This is a genomic window from Streptomyces sp. NPDC037410, from assembly GCF_055602235.1.
Genome location: NZ_JBVJWR010000005.1, coordinates 379,870 through 399,027, shown reverse-complemented (window position 1 = coordinate 399,027; position 19,158 = coordinate 379,870). Strand labels below are relative to the sequence as shown.

Sequence of the window (19,158 nt, the reverse complement as noted above, 5' to 3'; positions counted from 1 at the left end):
GTGTGAGAGCCGCGCCCACGATCCTGCATCTCGACATGGATGCCTTCTTCGCCGCCGCAGAGCAGGCGTCGAAGCCCAGCCTGCGCGGAAAGCCCGTGGTCGTCGGCGGTCTCGGGCCGCGCGGTGTGGTCGCCACAGCCTCCTACGAGGCCCGTCGCTTCGGCGTGCACTCGGCCATGCCGATGGGCCAGGCGCGACGGCTCGCGCCGAACGCCGCCTATCTCGTGCCGCGCTTCGCCTTCTACCGCTCGATCAGCGACCAGGTCATGGAGCTGCTCCGGCGGCTCTCCCCGCTCGTGGAGCCGCTCAGCCTCGACGAGGCCTTCGTCGACCTCGAAGCCGGCGGTATCGCCGACGACAGCGCGAGCGCCCGGGCCGTGGGGGAGCGGCTGCGGGTGGACATCCTCGCGACGACCGGGCTCACCGGGTCCGTAGGGCTGGCCGGGGCCAAGATGATCGCGAAGATCGCCTCCGAGGAGGCCAAGCCGGACGGGCTCGTCCTGATCGAGCCCGGGACCGAGCGGGAGCTGCTCGGGCCGCGGTCGGTGCGGATCCTGCCCGGGGTCGGGCCGGCCACCGGGGAGCATCTGCGGCGCGCCGGGATGACCACCGTCTCCGATCTCGCGGAGGCGGGCGAGGACGAGCTCGTACGGCTGCTCGGGCGGGCGCACGGGACCTCGCTGTACAGGATGGCCCAGGGGTACGACGACCGGCCCGTGGTGGCCGAGCGGGACGCCAAGTCCGTGTCCGTCGAGGACACCTTCGACGCGGACATCCACGACCGGGTACGGATCCGGATCGAGGTCGAACGGCTCGCGGAGCGGTGCGTGGGGCGGCTGCGGGCCTCGGGGCACTCGGGGCGGACCATCGTCCTGAAGGTGCGGCGGTACGACTTCTCCACGCTGACCCGGTCCGAGACACTGCGGGGGCCGACGGACGACCCGGCGGTCGTACGGGAGGCCGCCGGGCGGCTCCTGGAGGCGGTGGACACGACGGGGGGCGTGCGGCTCCTCGGGGTGGGGGTGAGCGGGCTCGCGGACTACACGCAGGAGGACCTGTTCGCCCAGGCGGAGGCGGCGGCGGAGGCCGCGGAGCGGCCGGCGGCGGAGGAGGCCGCGTCCGAGGAGGCCGAGGCCTCGCCTGCCACCGCGACCGAGACCGCCGAGCGGGGGTGGGCACCCGGGCGTGACGTGCGGCACGCCGTGTACGGGGCGGGCTGGGTCCAGGGGAGCGGGGTCGGCCGGGTGACGGTGCGCTTCGAGGAGCCGTGGTCCGGGCCGGGGCGGGTGCGGACGTTCGCCGTGGACGACCCGGACCTGGAGCCGTCGGAACCGTTGCCGCTGGTCCGGGGGGACGACGCGGCGGCCTGACCCGCACCGGCCGTGCGGTGCGGGTCTTCCGGTGGCCGCTGGTCCGGGGCCTCAGGCGCCGTCCTGGCCCGCCAGGCGGCCGAAGTCCCGGTCCGGGGTGTCCGCGGGCGGGGGCGGGAGGGCGAGGCTGTAGTGGCGGTAGAGCTGGAGTTCCTGTTCGGGGGAGAGGTGGCGGCCCACGCCGAAGTCGGGGGCGTCCTTGATGAGGGCCCGCTCGTACGGGATGTGGAGGCCGTCGTCGAGCAGGGCGCTCGGCTCCAGGGGGACGAAGGCGTCCCGGCTGAACAGGCCCGTGCGGACGGCCGCCCATTCGGGGATGCCGGTCGCGTCGTCCAGGTACACCTCGTCCACGGTTCCGATCTTGTGCCCGTTCCGGTCGAACGCCTTGCGGCCTATCAGGCTGCGCGGATCGATATCGGTCTGCACGGTCCCTCCAACTGGTCGCAACTGCTCTACACCCCTACGAAAGTGCACAACTGGGATGTCGGCCACTTGAGCGATGGAAGCCGCAACCGCGCTGGTAGGCTGGTTGTGGCTGTCGACCCTGTGCGGGAGAGTCCCCCGGAGAAATCTTCCGGTGGGCGCCGAAGGAGCAAATCCTCCCCGGAATCTCTCAGGCCCCTGTACCGCGCGGACGAGGTCACTCTGGAAAGCAGAGCGGATGTCCGACGGCATTCCGCTCTCACCGACGGTGAAAGCCGGCGTGCCGCGAGGCGTGCCGGTGAAACTCTCAGGTTGAAATGACAGAGGGGGAGGCCGTCCGGGTACCCGCGCCGTGGTGCCCCTCGCAGGTCGTGACGACCAGGAGGCCTCCGTACATGACCGCCAACCGCACTCCGCTCTCCGAGCTCGAACAGGGCATCCCGTTCGAGCAGCGGCACATCGGGCCCGACGCCGAGGCTCGGGCCAAGATGCTCGCCCAGGTCGGTTACGGCTCGCTCGACGAGCTCACGGCCGCCGCGGTGCCGGACGTGATCAAGAACGCCGAGGCGCTGGGCCTGCCGGCCGCGCGCACCGAGGCCGAGGTCCTCGCCGAGCTGCGCGCGCTCGCCGACCGCAACCAGGTCCTCGCCCCGATGATCGGTCTCGGCTACTACGGGACCTTCACCCCGCCGGTGATCCTCCGCAACGTCATGGAGAACCCCGCCTGGTACACGGCCTACACGCCGTACCAGCCGGAGATCTCCCAGGGCCGCCTGGAGGCCCTGCTGAACTTCCAGACCATGGTCGCCGACCTGACCGGTCTGCCCACCGCCGGCTCCTCCCTCCTCGACGAGGGCACCGCCGCCGCCGAGGCCATGGCGCTGTCCCGCCGCATCGGCAAGGTCAAGAACGGTGTCTTCCTCGTCGACGCCGACGCCCTGCCGCAGACCGTCGCCGTCATCGAGACCCGCGCCGAGCCGACCGGTGTCGAGGTCGTCGTCGCCGACCTGAGCGAGGGCATCCCCGCCGAGGTCGCCGAGCGCGGTGTCTTCGGTGTGCTCCTCCAGTACCCGGGCGCCTCCGGTGCCGTCCGCGACATCAAGCCGCTGATCGACGCCGCGCACGAGCTCGGCGCGATCGTCACCGTCGCCGCCGACCTGCTCGCGCTCACCCTGCTCACCTCGCCGGGCGAGCTGGGCGCCGACATCGCCGTCGGTACGACGCAGCGCTTCGGCGTCCCCATGGGCTTCGGCGGCCCCCACGCCGGCTACATGGCGGTCCAGGACAAGCACGTCCGCTCGATGCCCGGCCGGCTGGTCGGTGTCTCCGTCGACGCCGACGGCAACAAGGCCTACCGCCTGACCCTGCAGACCCGCGAGCAGCACATCCGCCGCGAGAAGGCCACCAGCAACATCTGTACGGCCCAGGTGCTGCTCGCCGTCATGGCCGGCATGTACGCCGTCTACCACGGCCCGGACGGTCTGAAGCAGATCGCCGAGCGCACCCACCGCTACGCCGCCATCCTCGCCGCGGGTCTCACCGCCGGCGGCGTCGAGGTCGTGCACGGCTCGTACTTCGACACGCTCGCCGTCCGCGTGCCCGGCAAGGCCGACGAGGTCGTCGCCGCCGCCCGCGAGGCCGGCGTGAACCTCTACCGTGCCGACGCCGACCTGGTGTACGTCTCCTGCGACGAGACCACCACCCGCGCGCAGCTCGCCGCGGTCTGGGGCGCCTTCGGCGTCACCGCCGACGTGGCGGCCCTGGACGCCGCCACCGAGGACACCCTCCCCGCCGGTCTGCTGCGCTCCGACGCGTACCTGACCCACCCGGTCTTCCACGCGCACCGCTCCGAGACCTCGATGCTGCGCTACCTGCGCAAGCTCGCGGACCGCGACTACGCGCTCGACCGCGGCATGATCCCGCTCGGCTCCTGCACCATGAAGCTGAACGCGACCACCGAGATGGAGCCGGTGACCTGGCCCGAGTTCGGCCAGATCCACCCCTTCGCCCCGATCGACCAGGCCCAGGGCTACGTCACGCTCATCACCGAGCTGGAGGAGCGCCTGGCCGAGGTCACCGGCTACGACAAGGTGTCGATCCAGCCGAACGCCGGCTCGCAGGGCGAGCTCGCCGGCCTCCTGGCCGTGCGCGCCTACCACCGCGCCAACGGCGACGAGCAGCGCACCGTCTGCCTCATCCCGTCCTCCGCGCACGGCACCAACGCCGCCTCCGCGGTGATGGCCGGCATGAAGGTCGTCGTCGTCAAGACCGCCGAGGACGGCGAGGTCGACGTCGAGGACCTGCGCGCCAAGATCGCCCAGTACCGCGACGAGCTCGCCGTGCTGATGATCACCTACCCGTCCACGCACGGTGTGTTCGAGGAGCACGTCGCCGACATCTGCGCCGAGGTCCACGAGGTCGGCGGTCAGGTGTACGTCGACGGCGCCAACCTCAACGCGCTGGTCGGTCTGGCCAAGCCGGGCAAGTTCGGCGGCGACGTCTCGCACCTGAACCTGCACAAGACCTTCTGCATCCCGCACGGCGGCGGCGGCCCCGGCGTCGGCCCGGTCGGCGTCCGCTCCCACCTCGCCCCGTACCTGCCGAACCACCCGCTCCAGCCCACCGCGGGCCCGGAGACCGGCGTCGGCCCGATCTCGGCCGCCCCCTGGGGCTCCGCCGGCATCCTGCCGATCTCCTGGTCGTACGTGCGCCTCATGGGCGGCGAGGGCCTCAAGCGCGCCACCCAGGTCGCCGTGCTCGCCGCGAACTACATCGCCAAGCGCCTGGAGCCGCACTACCCGGTGCTCTACACCGGTCCGAACGGGCTGGTCGCGCACGAGTGCATCGTCGACATCCGTCCGCTGGCCAAGGCCACCGGCGTCAGCGTCGACGACCTCGCGAAGCGCCTCATCGACTACGGCTTCCACGCCCCGACGATGTCCTTCCCGGTCGCCGGCACGCTGATGATCGAGCCGACCGAGTCCGAGGACCTGGCCGAGCTCGACCGCTTCTGCGACACGATGATCGCGATCCGCGCCGAGATCGAGAAGGTCGCCTCGGGCGAGTGGCCCGCCGACGACAACCCGCTGCACAACGCCCCGCACACCGCGGCCGCGCTGGGCGGCGAGTGGAACCACCCGTACACCCGCGACGAGGCGGTCTTCCCGGCCGGTGTCTCGGCCGCCGACAAGTACTGGCCGCCGGTGCGCCGCATCGACGGCGCCTTCGGCGACCGGAACCTGGTCTGCTCCTGCCCGCCGCTGGACGAGTACGACAACTGAGCACGAGCCGAGGGCCGGTGCGGAGGATCTCCTCCGCGCCGGCCCTCGGCGTTTCCCTCGTACGGTGTCCTCCGACGCCCTTTCAGGCGGCGGTCGTCACCTGTCCCGCGGTCAGCGGCCGGTGCGGGGCGATGATCTGCCCGTCCGGCAGCAGTTCACCGGTGTCCTCGAAGAGCAGGACGCCGTTGCACAGCAGGCTCCAGCCCTGCTCCGGATGGTGTGCCACCAGTCGGGCCGCCTCACGGTCGGCGGAGTCGGCGGTGGGACAGGCAGGCTGATGCTGGCACATGGGTGGGTTCTTTCGCTGCGTCGTGGTGGATGTCCTGCGGCTCTGCGCGCTCATGGCCGCCCCCGTCGGTTCGGTTCGGTTCCGGTCCCAGTCTTGCCCCACGGACGGTCTTCCGCAGGTATTTCACGACAGCTCGTCCTCTCCAGGGAAGACGCATCACCCGCAGGGGCGGTTCAGGTCAACTGCACCGTCTCTTCGGGTGGTTCGGGGTGGCCCGAGCGGGCTAGTCCGTACGGGAGGGGCGTTCGGAGAGCGCGTTCGGGCGCGCGGTCCGGACAGAAGTGCGCCCCGTGACCCGGCCGGGTCACGGGGCGGCGACGCGCGTGCGGTGGATCAGGCGGGCGCCGGCGAGCCCAGGAGGGGCGGCGGCGCGAGACGCGTGGTGAGGACGGGCAGGAGATCGGCGACCTGGTACGGGCGGTGGGCCGCGATCCCCGGGGGTGCGGGGGCCAGGGGCACCATCAGATCGGCGGCGGCCGGGGCGTCGGCGGCGCCGTCGGTCTCCGGACCGGCGTCCAGCCAGAGGGTCAGCATGTAGAGCTCCGGTACGGAGAGCAGCCTCGGCCGGTACACGACGGGCAGGGCCTCGGCCTGGAGCAGGGCCCGTTCCGTGGCGGAGACGTACGGCCCCTCGAAGAAGTGGGAGAAGGCCCAGCCGTCCGGGGTGAGCATGGTGTCCGCGGCGGCGATCGCCCGGTCGCCGTTCCGGATCAGGAAGCGCCAGCCGGCGAGCCGGGTGCGGGGTGCGAGCCCCGGTGCTCCGGTGACGTCGAGGACGTGCACGGGCAGGGGGCGTTCGGGGCTCAGCGGTCCCTGTGCGGCCCGCAGTGCGGGAGTTCGCGGCTCGCGGACGGCGGTCGGTGAGTCGAGGGCCGCGAGGACACTGCGGAGGGCCGGCGCGGGGGCCGGGGAGGGTCGGAGCATGGTGGGTCGCCTCTCACTCAGGAGACACGGTGATGCGTGGGCAGGTACGACGGCGCTGTCGGCGGCGGGGCCAGAGAAGGGCCATGGGGCCATGGCCGGGCGCCAACACTCTGCCTCGTCCGCGGAGTTTATACGACACGTGTTCACACAGTGTTTCCGCTAGACCTCGCCGATATTCCTGACAAGACGTCATCAGGCCTTAATGACGGGGAGTTGAAGCGGAATCGCGTGGACGGCGCCGCTCCCACCTGCGTATTCCCCGCGAAGGTGGACGGCTGAATTCCGACCCGGGGTCCCCGGACAATATGACATTGGTATATGTCGTCCGTTCCCTGCCCTCGGGACGTGCCCGTGGAGCGCTCGGTCCAGACTATCTTCCGACCGGCCGGATTCGCAGGCGTTGTCGATCAGCGGGGTGGGCATCATCGTCCGTGACGCGCGGCCGTCGTGGCGGCTGCCCACTCGGGGAGGGACGCTTCGATGGGGGAGAAGGTCGTGGCCGACGGGTTCGGCCCGTCCGACCGGCAGCAGTACCGGAGAAAGCTCCAGCAGTGTCTCGCGGGACTCGCGCGACTCCTCGCGGAGAAGAGGTTCGACCGGCCGCGCAATCTCATGGGCGTGGAGATCGAACTCAATCTCGCCGGCGCCGACGGGCTGCCCCGGATGCTGAACGGCCCGGTTCTCGAAAAGATCGCCAGCACCGATTTCCAGACGGAACTCGGAATGTTCAACCTCGAAGTGAACATCGCGCCCCACCAGCTCGACGGGCGCGTATTCGACCGGCTCGCGGAAGAGATCGGAACCGGCATCGGTTACGCCGACCGCAAGGCGGCCGAACTCGACGCGGGCGTCGTCATGATCGGCATACTGCCCACGCTCGCGCAGAGCGACCTCGTCCCCGAGAACCTCTCGGACAACGACCGCTACACCCTGCTCAACGAGCAGATCCTCGCCGCCCGCGGCGAGGACTTCACCCTCGACATCCACGGCGTCGAACGCCTGCTGTGCACCACGGAGTCGATCGTGCCCGAGGCGGCCTGCACCTCGGTGCAGCTGCACCTCCAGGTGACGCCCGCCCGCTTCGCCGCCGTGTGGAACGCCGCCCAGGCCGTCTCCGGCGTCCAGATCGCGCTCGGCGCCAACGCCCCCTTCGTCTTCGGCCGCGAACTGTGGCGCGAGTCCCGGCCGCCGCTCTTCATGCAGGCCACCGACACCCGGCCGCCCGAGCTGCAGTCCCAGGGGGTACGGCCGCGCACCTGGTTCGGGGAGCGGTGGGTGGACTCGGTGTACGACCTCTTCGAGGAGAACGTCCGCTACTTCCCCGCCCTGCTGCCGCTCTGCGACGACGAGGACCCGCTGCTCGTCCTCGACGAGGGCGGGGTGCCGCGCCTCCGGGAACTGGTCCTGCACAACGGCACCGTCTACCGCTGGAACAGGCCGGTGTACGGCTGGGTCGACGGCGTCCCGCACCTGCGCGTCGAGAACCGGGTGCTGCCCGCCGGGCCGACCGTCACCGACGTGATCGCCAACGCGGCCTTCTACTACGGGCTCGTCCGCTCGCTCGCCGACGACCCACGGCCGGTGTGGAAGCGGATGACCTTCCAGGACGCCGAGGCCAACTTCGACACCGCCTGCCGCCACGGCATCGAGGCGGAGCTGCGCTGGCCCCGCTCGGGACGGGCCGGCGGCATCGCGACCCTCCCGGCCGTACGCCTCGTCCTCGACGAGCTGCTGCCGCTCGCCGCGGCCGGGCTCGACGCCTGGCACATCGAGCCGGCGGACCGGGACTTCTACCTCGGGGTGATCGAGCAGCGCTGTCTGCGGCGGGTCAACGGCGCCTCCTGGCAGGCCGACACCTTCCACCGGGCCCTGGAATCGGGCCTGGACCGGGAGGCCGCCCTCGCGGCGACGACCCGGCGGTACCGGACGCTGATGCTCGCGGGCGAGCCGGTCCACACCTGGCCGGTCGGGATCGACTGACCCCGCCTCCCCGCCGTGCCCTGCGGGGCATGGGTGATCATGTCAAGGTGGTCCCGGCCGGCCGGGACCACCGGAACGGACTGATCCCGCGACGGGGAAGTGGAGACAGGTGTGGTGTCGGAGCAACGACTGAGGGACGCTTCCCTGCCCCCCGACGGCCTGCCGCGCCGCGTACTGCGCTCCGAGACGCTCATCGTCCTCGCGCTCTCGCTCGGCGCGAGCGCGGTGTCGGCGTTCATCAGCTTCATCGGCTCGCTGACCAGGCCGGAGGCGCTGAGGGACCAGGCGGCGCGGCTCAACGCCTCGCACGCTCCCGGGCGTCCCTGGCTCGACCTGTCCTGGCAGCTCTTCGACATCGCCACGGCACTCGTGCCGGTCGTGCTCGTCGTCCACCTGCTGCTGCGGGAGGGCTCGGGGCCGCGGGCCATCGGCTTCGACCGGACCCGGCCGTGGTCCGACCTCGGGCGCGGGGCCCTCGTCGCCGCCGGGATCGGGAGCGCGGGCCTCGCCTTCTACCTGGCGGCGCAGGCGTCCGGGGCCAACCTGACGGTGGTGCCCGAGTCGCTGCCCGACGTGTGGTGGAAGTACCCGGTGCTCATCCTCTCGGCGGTGCAGAACGCCGTCCTGGAGGAGGTCATCGTCGTCGGCTATCTGCTGCGCAGACTGGGCCAGTTGGGATGGACGCCGATGGCCGCGCTGGTGGCGAGTTCGGTGCTGCGCGGCTCGTACCACCTCTACCAGGGGATCGGCGGCTTCATCGGCAACATGGTGATGGGCGTGGTCTTCGTGCTGCTGTACCGCAGGTGGGGGCGGGTCGGGCCGCTGGTCGTGGCGCACTCGCTGCTCGACATCGTGGCCTTCGTCGGGTATGGGCTGCTGGCCGGGAAGGTGGGCTGGCTGCCCACGGTGTGAGGGGGAGGCGGCGGAGGGGGTGCGCGGCATGGGCCGTGCACCCCCTCTCGTACGTCAGGCGCGCAGGTCGCCTTCGATGACCGTGACGGCGTGGCCGTTCAGGAGGGTGCGGTCGCCGTTCAGGCGGGTGCGGACGAGGCCCGTGCGGGCGCCGCCCTGGAAGCCGGTGAGCTCCTCGCGGCCGAACCTGGCCGACCAGTACGGGGCGAGCGCGGTGTGCGCGCTGCCCGTCACCGGGTCCTCGTCGATGCCGACGGCGGGGAAGAAGCCGCGCGAGACGAACGCGTACCCGCTGTCCGGGCGTTCGGCGGCGGCGGTCGCGATGACCCCGCGCGTGGAGAGCACCTTCAGGGCGGCGAAGTCCGGCGTGAGGGAGCGGACGGTGGCCTCGTCGCGCAGCTCGACGACGAGGTCGCCGATGTGGTCGGCCGTGTCGTGGACGGCGACGATCTCGGCGCCGAGCGCCTTCTCCAGGCCCTCGGGGACGGGGAGCGGGGTGAGGGAGGAGGTCGGGAAGTCCATCGTGATCGTGCCGTCGGCCTCGGCGGTGGTGATCAGGACGCCGCAGCGGGCCGCGAAGCGGACGGTGCCGCTCGCGGTGCCGGTGGTGTGCAGGACGTGCGCCGTGGCCAGGGTGGCGTGGCCGCACATGTCGACCTCGGTGGTCGGGGTGAACCAGCGCAGGGCCCAGTCCGCCTCGCCGCCGGCGGGCAGCGGGTGGGCGAAGGCCGTCTCGGAGAGGTTGACCTCGGCGGCCACCTTCTGGAGCCAGGCGTCGTCGGGGAAGGAGTCGAGGAGCAGGACTCCGGCGGGGTTGCCGGAGAAGGGCCGGTCGGTGAAGGCGTCGACGATTCGGATGCGCATGCCGTCGACCGTACCGGGGGCGGAAATCGGCGGGCCAAGGCCAATCGCGGAGAACTGGACCGATGCGGGGTGAGGACGGGGTGGGGCGCGGGGCCTTGTCAGGACCATGAGGCGTGGGCCAGTCGCTCAGCCCCGCGCGCGGAGATACGCCTCCAGCTCCGCGGCCCCCGTCAGCATCGCGCGCCCACGGGCCGACAGCCGGCGGTGCCAGTCGCTGAGCGCGGCCTCCAGGGGCTCCGGGCCCCCGGCCGACCGCACCTGGTCGATCAGCGGGGAGATCTGTTCCAACAGGTAGCCCCCACGCCGGAGTTGGTGGGTCATACGGGCGTCCCGGACGGCGGACTCGTCGTAGACCCGGTATCCGGTCCGGGGGTCGCGGCGCGGGTGGACGAGCCCGGCGTCCTCCCACGTGCGGAGCGTCGCGGGGCGGATGCCGAGTTTCCGGGCGAGCGGCCCGATGAACGTGCCGCCGGGGTCGGACCGTACGACCGGCTCGGACGCCGTCGTGGGGCCGAGGTCGCGGAGGGCGCTCTCCACGGCCCGCAGGGTCCGCCGGTCGTCGAGGAGCTGGGCGTGGCTCTCGTCGATCAGGCGGAACGCCTCGTCGGCCGCCCCCTCGTTCACGGCCCGCATGATCGACGTCGCCGTCGGGTGGCCGTGGCCGGGCAGTAGTGCCAGGAACGCGCGCAGGGCCCCGGCGTGGAGCGGGGTGTAGGTCCGGTAGCCGGAAGGGGTGCGGTCGGCGGCGGGGAGGATGCCGGCCTCCTCGTAGTTCCTGACCGCCTGCGTGGACAGACCGTGCCCACGGGCCAGATCGATCGGCCTCAGTCGTTCACCGGTTTGAAGGTTTTTCCCCATGAGGCCGACGATATCGCGGGTACGGCGCGGAAAAGTCTCCAGCGAAAGTTCAGCGATAGCGTGGAAGGCATGGCGACTGACATCAAGGACACCACCCATGCCGTCGACGCTGCCGCCGTCATGAGGCTGCTCCCGGCCCGGCCCCGGCTGCTCGCTCTCGGCGAGCCCACCCACGGCGAGGACGCGCTCCTCGAACTCCGCAACGAGCTCTTCCGGCAGCTCGTCGAGCAGGAGGGCTACCGGACGATCGCGCTGGAGACCGACTGCCTGCGGGGCCTGACCGTGGACGACCACGTCACCTCGGGCACCGGCACCCTCGACGAGGTCATGGAGCACGGCTTCAGCCACGGCTGGGGCGCCTCCGCGGCCAACCGCGAACTGGTCCGCTGGATGCGCGCGTACAACGAGGGCCGGCCCGCGTCCGAGCGGCTCCGCTTCGCCGGATTCGACGGCCCGCTGGAGATCACCGGCGCCGAGAGCCCCCGGCGGGCCCTCACCGCGCTCCACGGATACCTCGCGGCCCGGGGGGACGCGGACCTGCTCCCCTGCACCGCGGACACCCTCGACGAGCTGCTCGGCACCGACGACCGCTGGACCGAGCCCGCCGCGATGATGGACACCGCGCGGTCCATGGGGCGGTCGGACGAGTCCGGCCGGCTGCGGCTGCTCGCCGACGACCTGGTCGCGCTGCTCGACGAGCAGCGGCCGCACCTGACCACGGCGAGCTCGCCGGACGAGTGGGAACGGGCGTGTCTCTACGGGCGCACGGCGCTCGGCCTGCTGCGCTACCACCACGGGATGGCCGACACCTCGCCCGTCCGCCTGGCCCGGCTCGTGGCCATCCGGGACCAGATGATGTCCCGGAACCTCCTCGCGCTCGCCGACCGGGGCCCGGCGTTCGTCTACGCCCACAACTCCCACCTCCAGCGCGAGAAGAGCTCGATGCGGATGGGCGGGCGGCCGCTGGAGTGGTGGAGCGCCGGTGCGCTGGTCGACGCCGAGCTCGGCGGGGAGTACGCCTTCGTGGCCATGGCCCTCGGCACGGTCCGGCACCAGGGAGTGGACGCTCCGCCGCCGGACACCGTCGAAGGGCTCCTGTACGCGCTGCCGGAGGACCGCTGCGTCGTCGACGCCCGGCGACTGGCCGCCGCCCTCGGTGACACGCGGCCCGCGCCGCGCGTGTCGCCCTGGTTCGGCTACGCGCCCCTCGACCCGGCCCACCTGGCGGCCGGCGACGGCCTCGTGTTCGTCAGGGACGTTCCGCGACGCTGACCCGCCTGTGGCCGTTGTCCTGTGACAGCGAAGTTTGACTTCGTGCCACGATAGTTTGACCTTCGCTGGGGCTTGGTATGGTCTTGGTACTGGTGCGCTCGCCTGCGCTGGCGGGTGGAGCGGATGCTGCCGGAGATCGACCTGCCGGACCTGCTGTTCGAGGTCCACTCCTGGACCGGCTTCCTTGACGCCTTCGGCCACGTCTCCGAGCGGCGTACCCGCATGGAGGGCCTGCTCATCTCTCTGGTCGCGTTGCTGGTGGCGGAGAGCTGCAACATCGGCCTGACTCCGGTCGTCGACCCGGAGAACAGGGCGCTGACCCGCTCGCGGCTGTCCCACGTCGATCAGAACTACCTGCGCGCCGACACCATCGCCGCGGCGAACGCCGCGCTCATCACCGCCCAGTCCCGCATCGAGCTGGCCCAGATGTGGGGCGGCGGCCTGCTCGCCTCCGTCGACGGCCTGCGGTTCGTCGTCCCCGTGCGCAGCATCAACACTGGGCCCTCGCCCAAGTACTACGGCTACAAACGCGGCGTGACCTAGCTCAACGCCGTCAACGACCAGGTCGCCGGGATCGGCGCGATGGTCGTACGCGGTACCCCGCGCGACAGCCTCTACACACTGGACACGCTGCTGAACCTCGACGGCGGGGTGAAGCCGGAGATGGTCGCGACCGACAACGCCTCGTACTCCGACATGGCGGGCCAGCGGCCCCGGCGAGGGCCTGCGCCCCTTCCGCGACCCGGATGCGTCCGAGGACGGTGACGAGGACGGCGAGCAGCCGTGACGTCCCGGGCAGGAACCGTCACCGGGTGGGCAGCCCGATGCGTCGCAGCCATGCCTCGACTTCGGTGTCGGCGTCCTTGACCTCTTCGCCGCGTACCGCGAGGCCCTCGGCGATGGTCGCGCCGGGGCAGGAGGCGGCGTAGTCGCGTTCGGTGGTGCCCAGGCCGCTCATGGCGTAGGTGGTGACCGGGTGAATGGTCTTGCCGCGGAAGTCGAGGGCTTCGGTGAACGTCGTCATGATCATGGGCGCTCGGACGTTCCAGATGGGGCTGGCCAGGAGGATGGTGGTGTAGTCGTCGAGGGAGGGCAGGCGGCCTTCGACGGCTGGGCGGGCGTCGGTGTCCTGCTCGCGGACGTTGCGCTGGACGGTGGCGTCGTAGTCCTGCGGGTAGGGGTCGGCGGCCTGGATGCGATAGGTGTCACAGGCGATACGGGCGGCGATCTTCTCGGCGAGCACTTCGGTGTTGCCGACCTTCAGGTCGGTGCGGCTGCCGTAGTAGTAGTTCTCGCCCGGGCGGGAGAAGTAGGCCAGCAGGACTCGTTTCACGTTGCTTCCGGTCGTCTCGTCGGACTGGGAGGCGGTGGGGGTGCCGGACCGAGGTGAGGACGGTGAGCAGCCCGCGAGGTGGGTCGCGCTCAAGGCGGCGGTTGCGGTCAGCAGCGCGCCGCGCAGAACGGTGCGCCGGCTCGGCAGGGCGCCGTGGTGCTGCGGCGGGATCATGGTGGGCGGCTCCCGGTGAACCGTGGAAGCCGGGCGGGTGCCCCGGGCATTCGCCTTGAGGGCACCCGCGGTCGGCGAGGGGCAGAGGGGGTGAGGCATTCAGCTGTCCAGACGGCGTCCCGCGAGCCAGGTGACCATCTCGGGGTCGTGGTGGTCGAAGAACAGGGAGCTGCCGGTGTCGAGCGTGGCGATGGCGGCCATCTGCTCGTCGGTGAGCTCGAAGTCGAAGACGTCGAAGTTCTCGGCCATGCGCTCGGCGCGCACGGACTTGGGGATGGCGATCACGCCGCGCTGGGTGAGCCAGCGCAGCACGACCTGGGCGACGGACTTGCCGTACTCCTTGCCGATCCCGGCCAGGAGCGGGTTGTGGAACAGATCGTTCTTGCCTTCGGCGAAGCCGCCCCAGGACTGGATCTGCACCCCGTGCTCGCGCATGAGGTCCTGGTAGTCAGCGCGCTGGAAGAAGGGGTGGGTCTCAATCTGGTTGACCTGCGGGGTGATCTCGTTGTTGATGATCAGGTCGATCAACCGGTCGGGGTAGAAATTGGCGACGCCGATCGCCTTGGCCAGGCCCTCGCGGTTGGCGGCCTCCATGGCGCGCCACTGGCCGTAGACGTCGCCAAAGGGCTGGTGCATCAGGTACAGGTCGACGTGGTCCAGGCCCAGCTTGGCCAGGGAGGTCTCCAGGGCGCGGCGGGTGTTGTCCTGGGCGGGGGCATCCTGGACCCACAGCTTGGTGGTGACGAACAGATCCTCGCGGGGGATGCCGCTGTTCTTGATGGCGTGGCCGACGGCTTCCTCGTTGCCGTAGGCGGCGGCGGTGTCCAGCAGGCGGTAGCCGGCCTCCAGGGCCTGGGTGACGGCGCGCTCGGTCTGGTCGGCGGGGATCTGGTAGACGCCGAAGCCGAGGATCGGCATCTGGACGCCGTTGTTCAGGGTGATGTGCTGCACGGTGTTCTTCCTTGCTGTTCGGGGGTGTGTCGCTGTTCGCCGGGCGGTGGCCGCCCGGGGTGCGTGGTCAGGGGGTGAGGAGGGCCTTGAGGACGTGCCGGTCGGCCATGGCGCGGTAGGCGTCGGGGGCCTGTTCCAGAGGGAGGGTGCGGTCGAAGACGCGGCCGGGTTGGATCGTGCCGTCCAGGACGTCGGGCAGGACGGCGTCGATGTAGTGGCGGGCGGGGTCGACGCCGCCGGTCAGGGTGATATTCCGCATGATCATTTCCATGCCGATCGGCCCGTCGGTGTAGGACGGGACGCCGACCCGGCTTACGGTCCCGCCGTCGCGGACGGCGGCGAAGGAGGTGGTGAGGGTCTGCATCGAGCCGACGCACTCCAGCACGGCGTCCGCGCCGCGACCTGCGGTCAGCTGCCGCACCTGCTCGGCGCTCTCGTCCCCGGTGGCCAGGACGACGCTGGTGGCGCCGAACTCCACGCCGAGGCTCGTGCGCTCGGTGTGGCGGCCCAGCAGGATCACCTGCTCGGCACCCAAGCGGCGGGCGGCGAGGACCGCGCACAGGCCGACCGCGCCGTCCCCGACCACCGCCACGCTGCTGCCGGGGCGCACCCGGGCGGTGGCGGCGGCGTGGTGGCCGGTGCAGAACACGTCGGTGAGCGTCAGCAGGGAGGGCAACAGCGCCTCGTCGACGGGGGCGGGGATCTTGACCAGGGTGCCGTCGGCCTGCGGGACGCGCACGGCCTCGCCCTGGCCGCCGTCGACGCCGTCGAAGCCGTACCGGCCGCCGCTGGGGCAGGAGGTCTGCAGGCCCCTTTCGCACCACCAGCAGGTGTTGTCGGCGTAGGTGAACGGGGACAGCACCAGGTCGCCGCGCTTCAACCCGGTCACTTCCGCGCCGACGTCCTCGACGGTGCCGAGGAACTCGTGGCCCATCTGCCGGCCGGTGCCGGTGGTGGGGGCGGAGCGGTAGGGGTGCAGGTCGCTGCCGCACACCGCGGCACGCAGCACCCGCACGATCGCGTCGGTGGGGTTCTTGATCACCGGGTCGGGCACGTTCTCGACGCGCACGTCTTCGGCTCCGTACAGCAGGGTCGCTCGCATGGGTCCAAATCTCCTTGAACTGGTCACCGGCGGCATCCGCTCCGCCGCCGGGCGGGGCCGGTCAGATACGGGGGGTGCGGGCGCGCAGCGCGCCCAGGGCGGCGGTGGCGGCCAGCAGGACGGCGGCGGCGATCAGGCCGGTGCGCATCCCGTGGGTGAAGGAGCCGCCGGTGACGAGGGCGCCGTAGACGGCGACGGCCACGGCCCCGCCCACCTGGCGGGAGGTGTTCAGCACGCCGGAGGCCAGCCCGGCCCGCTCGGCCGGGACGGAGCCCAGCATCAGGCCGGTCATCGCCGGGACCGCCAGCGTGCCGCCGAACGACACCGGCATCAGCGCCACCGCGACTACCCACACCGGCACCGTGGCCGGCAGCAGGCACAGCACCAGCAACCCGGCGCCCATCACCACCTGCCCGGCGATCATCGTGGCCCTGGCCCCGAACCTGCGGGTCGCCGCCGCCGAGACGAAGGACACGCCCACGCTCTGGAGCGTCATCGGCAGGAACAGCAGCCCCGTGACCGCCGCCGACATGCCGCGGAAGGTCTGGAAGTACAGGCTGAACAGGAACGTCACCCCGTAGAAGCCGACGTTCAGCGCGAACCCGGCCACCAGCGCCGCCACCACCGGGCGGGAGCGGAACAGGTCCAGCGGCATCATCGGCGCCCGCCCCCACGCCTGGCGGGCCAGGAACACGGCCGCCGCCGCCACCGCCAGCACCAGCGCCGCCACGATCCGGGCGCTGCCGAAACCGGCCTGGCCGCCCTCGATCAGCGCGTAGGTGAGCGCGCCCAGCGCCGCCACCGCAGCGACCTGGCCAGTCACGTCGAACGGCACCGCCCGCCGCTGCGAGGAGGGCGCGCGGCCCAGCAGCACCAGCGCCAGCGCGCCGACAGGCAGGTTGATGAAGAAGATCCACCGCCAGTCCCACCCGGCCAGCGCCCCGCCCACCAGCGGGCCCGCCGCGGAGCCCACGGATCCGCCCACCGCCCACAGCGCCAGCGCCCTCGTGCGCCGGTCCGCGTCGGGGAAGGCCTCACGGATCAGAGCCAGCGTCGCCGGCATCATCACCGCCGCCCCCGCGCCCTGCACCAGCCGCGCGCCCACCAGCACCCCCAGCCCGGGGGCGAGGGCGCAGGCCGCCGACGCCGCCAGGAACAGCACCAGCCCCAGGCCGAACGCCCGCTTCGCGCCGATGCGGTCCGAGACCGACCCCGCCGACAGCAGCAGCGCCGCCAGCATCAGGGTGTAGCCGTCCACCACCCACTGCAGCCCGCCGATCCCGCCGCCCAGATCTGAGCCGATCGCCGGCAGCGCGACGCTGACGATCAACGCGTCCAGCGTGATCACGAAGAACCCCAGCAGCGCCGCCCCCAACGCGAACCCCGCACCCGCCACCGGCACCGTGGCGGTGCCGGACGGAGCGGAGCGGTCAGTGACGGGCGCAGTGGCGGGCATCGGGGGGCCTCCAGGCGAGGGACGAGCGGTCATGCCCTCCAGACAACCGCGCTCCGCACCCCGGCGGGGCACTCAAGCAGACCCTGACAAGGACCCCCACTCCCGTGCCCCACGCCAGGCCCGGCCGTAGTGTCGAAGACATGGACCGCCGCACCGAGATCCGCGACTTCCTCACCACCCGCCGGGCCCGAGTCACCCCCGAGCAGGCCGGCCTCACCCTCTCACCGCTCTCCGGCACCCGCCGCGTCCCCGGCCTGCGCCGCGAGGAAGTCGCCCAGCTCGCCGGCGTCAGCGTCCCTTACTACACCCGACTCGAACGAGGCGACGCCCGCGGCGCCACCGACGCCGTCCTCGACGGCATCGCCCGCGCCCTGCTCCTGGACGACGCCGAACGCGCCCACCTCTTCGACCTCGTCCGCGCCGCCAACGCCACCGCCGCCACCGGCCCGGCGGGAGCAGCCCGGCCCGCCCGCCAACCCGTCCGCCCCGGCCTGCGCAACCTCGTCGAGACGATCAGCGGCGTCCCCGCCTACCTCCGCAACGCCCGCCTCGACCTCCTCGCCGGCAACACCCTCGCCCGCGCCCTGTTCGCCCCGGTCTTCGACAGCCCCGCCCGCCCCGCGAACGCCGCCCGCTTCACCTTCCTCGACCCGGCCGCCGCAGCGTTCTACCCCGACTGGGAGACCGTCGCCGACCAGAACGTCGCCACCCTGCGCGCCGAAGTCGGCCGCACCCCCTACGACAAATCGCTCTCCGACCTGATCGGTGAACTATCCACCCGCGGCGGCGACGCCTTCCGCGGGCGCTGGGCCCGCCACGACGTCCGCCACCACCGCACCGGAGCCAAGCGCATCCACCACCCCCTCGTCGGCGACCTCACCTTCACCTACGAGACCACCCAGCTGACCGCCGACGACTGCCTCTACCTCATCCTGTGCGCCGTCCCACCCGGCAGCCGCGACGCCGAAACCCTCGATCTCCTCGCCAGCTGGAACACCTCCGCACCCACAACCTCGCCATCCAGCACCTGACCCGGCCCCTTCCGGTCCTTCCCGCCGCCGACACGTCAGGACGCCCTCGCTCCTCCCGGCCGCAGCTCAGCGCCGGGCGTCACCCGGCGCCAGCAGGCTCGTGACCTCCGCGATGGCCTCTGCCGAAGGCTTGAAGTAGCGGCGGACGTTCTCCACCTTCTTGTGCCTCGACTTGGCCATCAGCATCAGCTCGGAGGCGCCCTGCTCGCCGAGGTGGGTCAGAGAGGAGTGCCGGTACTCGTGCAGGTCCCAGCCTGTGCCCGGGCCGGCCAGCGCGGTGTGCTGGTCGAGCAGCACGCGGGCCTGGCCGTAGGAGAGCCGGGCCAGGCCGGTGTCGGGACAGACGTCCCGGGCGGAGAGCACCTTGCCGGGGCCGGGGCGACGGTGGGTGACGAACACCGGCCCGCGGGTGCGGCCCTTGAGCAGGCGCGGCAGCAGCCGAGCGGTCCCGGCGTCCCAGAACACCGTCTCCAGTACGTAGTCGGCACGGGCCGCGCCGCGGCGGCGCACCTTCGGCTGGGCGCCCTTGGACTTCACCGGGCAGCGGCGGCCGGCCAGGTCCAGGGCCTCGATGTTGACGTCCAGGATCTCCTCGGAGCGGGCGCACGTCTCGTAGAGCATCCGCCACAGCGCCTTCTCGCGCAGGTGGACGTTGCGGCGGGCGATCAGCCATTGGCGGGGTTGGCACGTATCTCGGCGACACGCCTGTCACGTCTGAGGAGGCGGCGGATCCGGGGCTGCTTTGGCGCGGGCCTTTTGGATGATCTCCTCGAGAGAGGCTGTTCGATGCCGGTACATCTTCTGCCGACAGCGGTCCGAGCAGGTTGGTCGGGGCAGTAGGCCCCGGCCTGGCGGGAGGGGAATGCGACAGACCATGCAGAAATCCAGAGCCTCCAGGTGCCGGGGCAGCGGCGGTGACGGAGGCGTGTCTGGGCGGG

General features: G+C 72.0%; 15 protein-coding genes, 2 pseudogenes and 1 riboswitch. Of the genes and pseudogenes, 7 read left to right on the top strand and 10 right to left on the bottom strand.

The genetic code is table 11. The features are described from left to right. Positions 1-2 precede the first annotated feature (2 nt). Complete coding sequence (locus ACZ7HT_RS11335) at positions 3-1,370, top strand: DNA polymerase IV (RefSeq protein WP_471163056.1); 1,368 nt, start codon at positions 3-5, stop codon at positions 1,368-1,370. A gap of 51 nt (positions 1,371-1,421) precedes the next feature. On the opposite strand, the gene ACZ7HT_RS11330 is transcribed toward ACZ7HT_RS11335, so the two are convergent. Then, the gene (locus ACZ7HT_RS11330; RefSeq protein ID WP_471163053.1) at positions 1,422-1,796 is read right to left on the bottom strand and encodes a PRC-barrel domain-containing protein; all 375 of its coding nucleotides are present in this window, start codon (positions 1,794-1,796) and stop codon (positions 1,422-1,424) included. A 113-nt stretch (positions 1,797-1,909) separates the two neighbouring features. Beyond that, a riboswitch (glycine riboswitch) is annotated at positions 1,910-2,009 on the top strand. A gap of 179 nt (positions 2,010-2,188) precedes the next feature. Here ACZ7HT_RS11330 and gcvP point away from each other — a divergent pair. Next, positions 2,189-5,074 carry an aminomethyl-transferring glycine dehydrogenase gene (gcvP, locus tag ACZ7HT_RS11325; protein ID WP_471163051.1) on the top strand — a complete coding sequence of 962 codons (2,886 nt, stop codon included), beginning with the start codon at positions 2,189-2,191 and terminating at the stop codon, positions 5,072-5,074. Between the two features lie 82 nt (positions 5,075-5,156). Here the strand turns inward: gcvP and ACZ7HT_RS11320 are convergent, their stop codons facing one another. Then, on the bottom strand, positions 5,157-5,363 hold the full coding sequence (locus ACZ7HT_RS11320) for a DUF5999 family protein (protein WP_116162112.1): 207 nt from the start codon (positions 5,361-5,363) through the stop codon (positions 5,157-5,159). A gap of 333 nt (positions 5,364-5,696) precedes the next feature. Further along, on the bottom strand, positions 5,697-6,287 hold the full coding sequence (locus tag ACZ7HT_RS11315; protein ID WP_471163048.1) for a hypothetical protein: 591 nt from the start codon (positions 6,285-6,287) through the stop codon (positions 5,697-5,699). Positions 6,288-6,767: 480 nt separating this feature from the next. Here ACZ7HT_RS11315 and ACZ7HT_RS11310 point away from each other — a divergent pair, with 480 nt between their 5' ends. Continuing rightward, entirely contained in the window at positions 6,768-8,267 is a 1,500-nt protein-coding gene (locus ACZ7HT_RS11310) for a glutamate-cysteine ligase family protein (protein ID WP_471163046.1), read from the top strand. A 129-nt stretch (positions 8,268-8,396) separates the two neighbouring features. Then, positions 8,397-9,179 carry a CPBP family intramembrane glutamic endopeptidase gene (locus ACZ7HT_RS11305; RefSeq protein ID WP_471163109.1) on the top strand — a complete coding sequence of 261 codons (783 nt, stop codon included), beginning with the start codon at positions 8,397-8,399 and terminating at the stop codon, positions 9,177-9,179. A gap of 54 nt (positions 9,180-9,233) precedes the next feature. Here the strand turns inward: ACZ7HT_RS11305 and ACZ7HT_RS11300 are convergent, their stop codons facing one another. Both ACZ7HT_RS11300 and ACZ7HT_RS11295 read right to left on the bottom strand, forming a co-directional pair. Beyond that, positions 9,234-10,043 carry a PhzF family phenazine biosynthesis protein gene (locus ACZ7HT_RS11300; protein ID WP_471163043.1) on the bottom strand — a complete coding sequence of 270 codons (810 nt, stop codon included), beginning with the start codon at positions 10,041-10,043 and terminating at the stop codon, positions 9,234-9,236. 126 nt (positions 10,044-10,169) lie between these two features. Next, a complete protein-coding gene (locus ACZ7HT_RS11295; protein WP_471163040.1) occupies positions 10,170-10,901 on the bottom strand; it encodes a TioE family transcriptional regulator in 732 nt (243 codons plus the stop codon). A 69-nt stretch (positions 10,902-10,970) separates the two neighbouring features. Between ACZ7HT_RS11295 and ACZ7HT_RS11290 the strand changes: the two genes are divergently transcribed. Together ACZ7HT_RS11290 and ACZ7HT_RS11285 are read left to right on the top strand one after the other, a co-directional pair. Then, positions 10,971-12,173, top strand: a complete 1,203-nt coding sequence (locus tag ACZ7HT_RS11290; protein ID WP_471163037.1) for an erythromycin esterase family protein — start codon at positions 10,971-10,973, stop codon at positions 12,171-12,173. A 99-nt stretch (positions 12,174-12,272) separates the two neighbouring features. Further along, positions 12,273-12,872: pseudogene (locus ACZ7HT_RS11285) on the top strand (Tn3 family transposase); the annotation flags it as partial. A gap of 106 nt (positions 12,873-12,978) precedes the next feature. On the opposite strand, the gene ACZ7HT_RS11280 reads toward ACZ7HT_RS11285, so the two are convergent. The 4 genes from ACZ7HT_RS11280 to ACZ7HT_RS11265 form a co-directional block, all read right to left on the bottom strand. Next, positions 12,979-13,680 (bottom strand): flavodoxin, encoded by a 702-nt coding sequence (locus tag ACZ7HT_RS11280; protein ID WP_471163035.1) that lies wholly within the window; start codon positions 13,678-13,680, stop codon positions 12,979-12,981. Positions 13,681-13,779: 99 nt separating this feature from the next. Next, a complete protein-coding gene (locus tag ACZ7HT_RS11275) occupies positions 13,780-14,631 on the bottom strand; it encodes an aldo/keto reductase (RefSeq protein ID WP_471163032.1) in 852 nt (283 codons plus the stop codon). Positions 14,632-14,698: 67 nt separating this feature from the next. Then, positions 14,699-15,733, bottom strand: a complete 1,035-nt coding sequence (locus ACZ7HT_RS11270) for a zinc-binding dehydrogenase (protein WP_471163030.1) — start codon at positions 15,731-15,733, stop codon at positions 14,699-14,701. A 61-nt stretch (positions 15,734-15,794) separates the two neighbouring features. Continuing rightward, the gene (locus ACZ7HT_RS11265; RefSeq protein WP_471163027.1) at positions 15,795-17,189 is read right to left on the bottom strand and encodes an MFS transporter; all 1,395 of its coding nucleotides are present in this window, start codon (positions 17,187-17,189) and stop codon (positions 15,795-15,797) included. Between the two features lie 140 nt (positions 17,190-17,329). Between ACZ7HT_RS11265 and ACZ7HT_RS11260 the strand changes: the two genes are divergently transcribed. Next, complete coding sequence (locus tag ACZ7HT_RS11260) at positions 17,330-18,220, top strand: helix-turn-helix transcriptional regulator (RefSeq protein WP_471163024.1); 891 nt, start codon at positions 17,330-17,332, stop codon at positions 18,218-18,220. 66 nt (positions 18,221-18,286) lie between these two features. Here the strand turns inward: ACZ7HT_RS11260 and ACZ7HT_RS11255 are convergent. After that, positions 18,287-18,889: pseudogene (locus ACZ7HT_RS11255) on the bottom strand (tyrosine-type recombinase/integrase); the annotation flags it as partial. Positions 18,890-19,158: the final 269 nt, after the last annotated feature.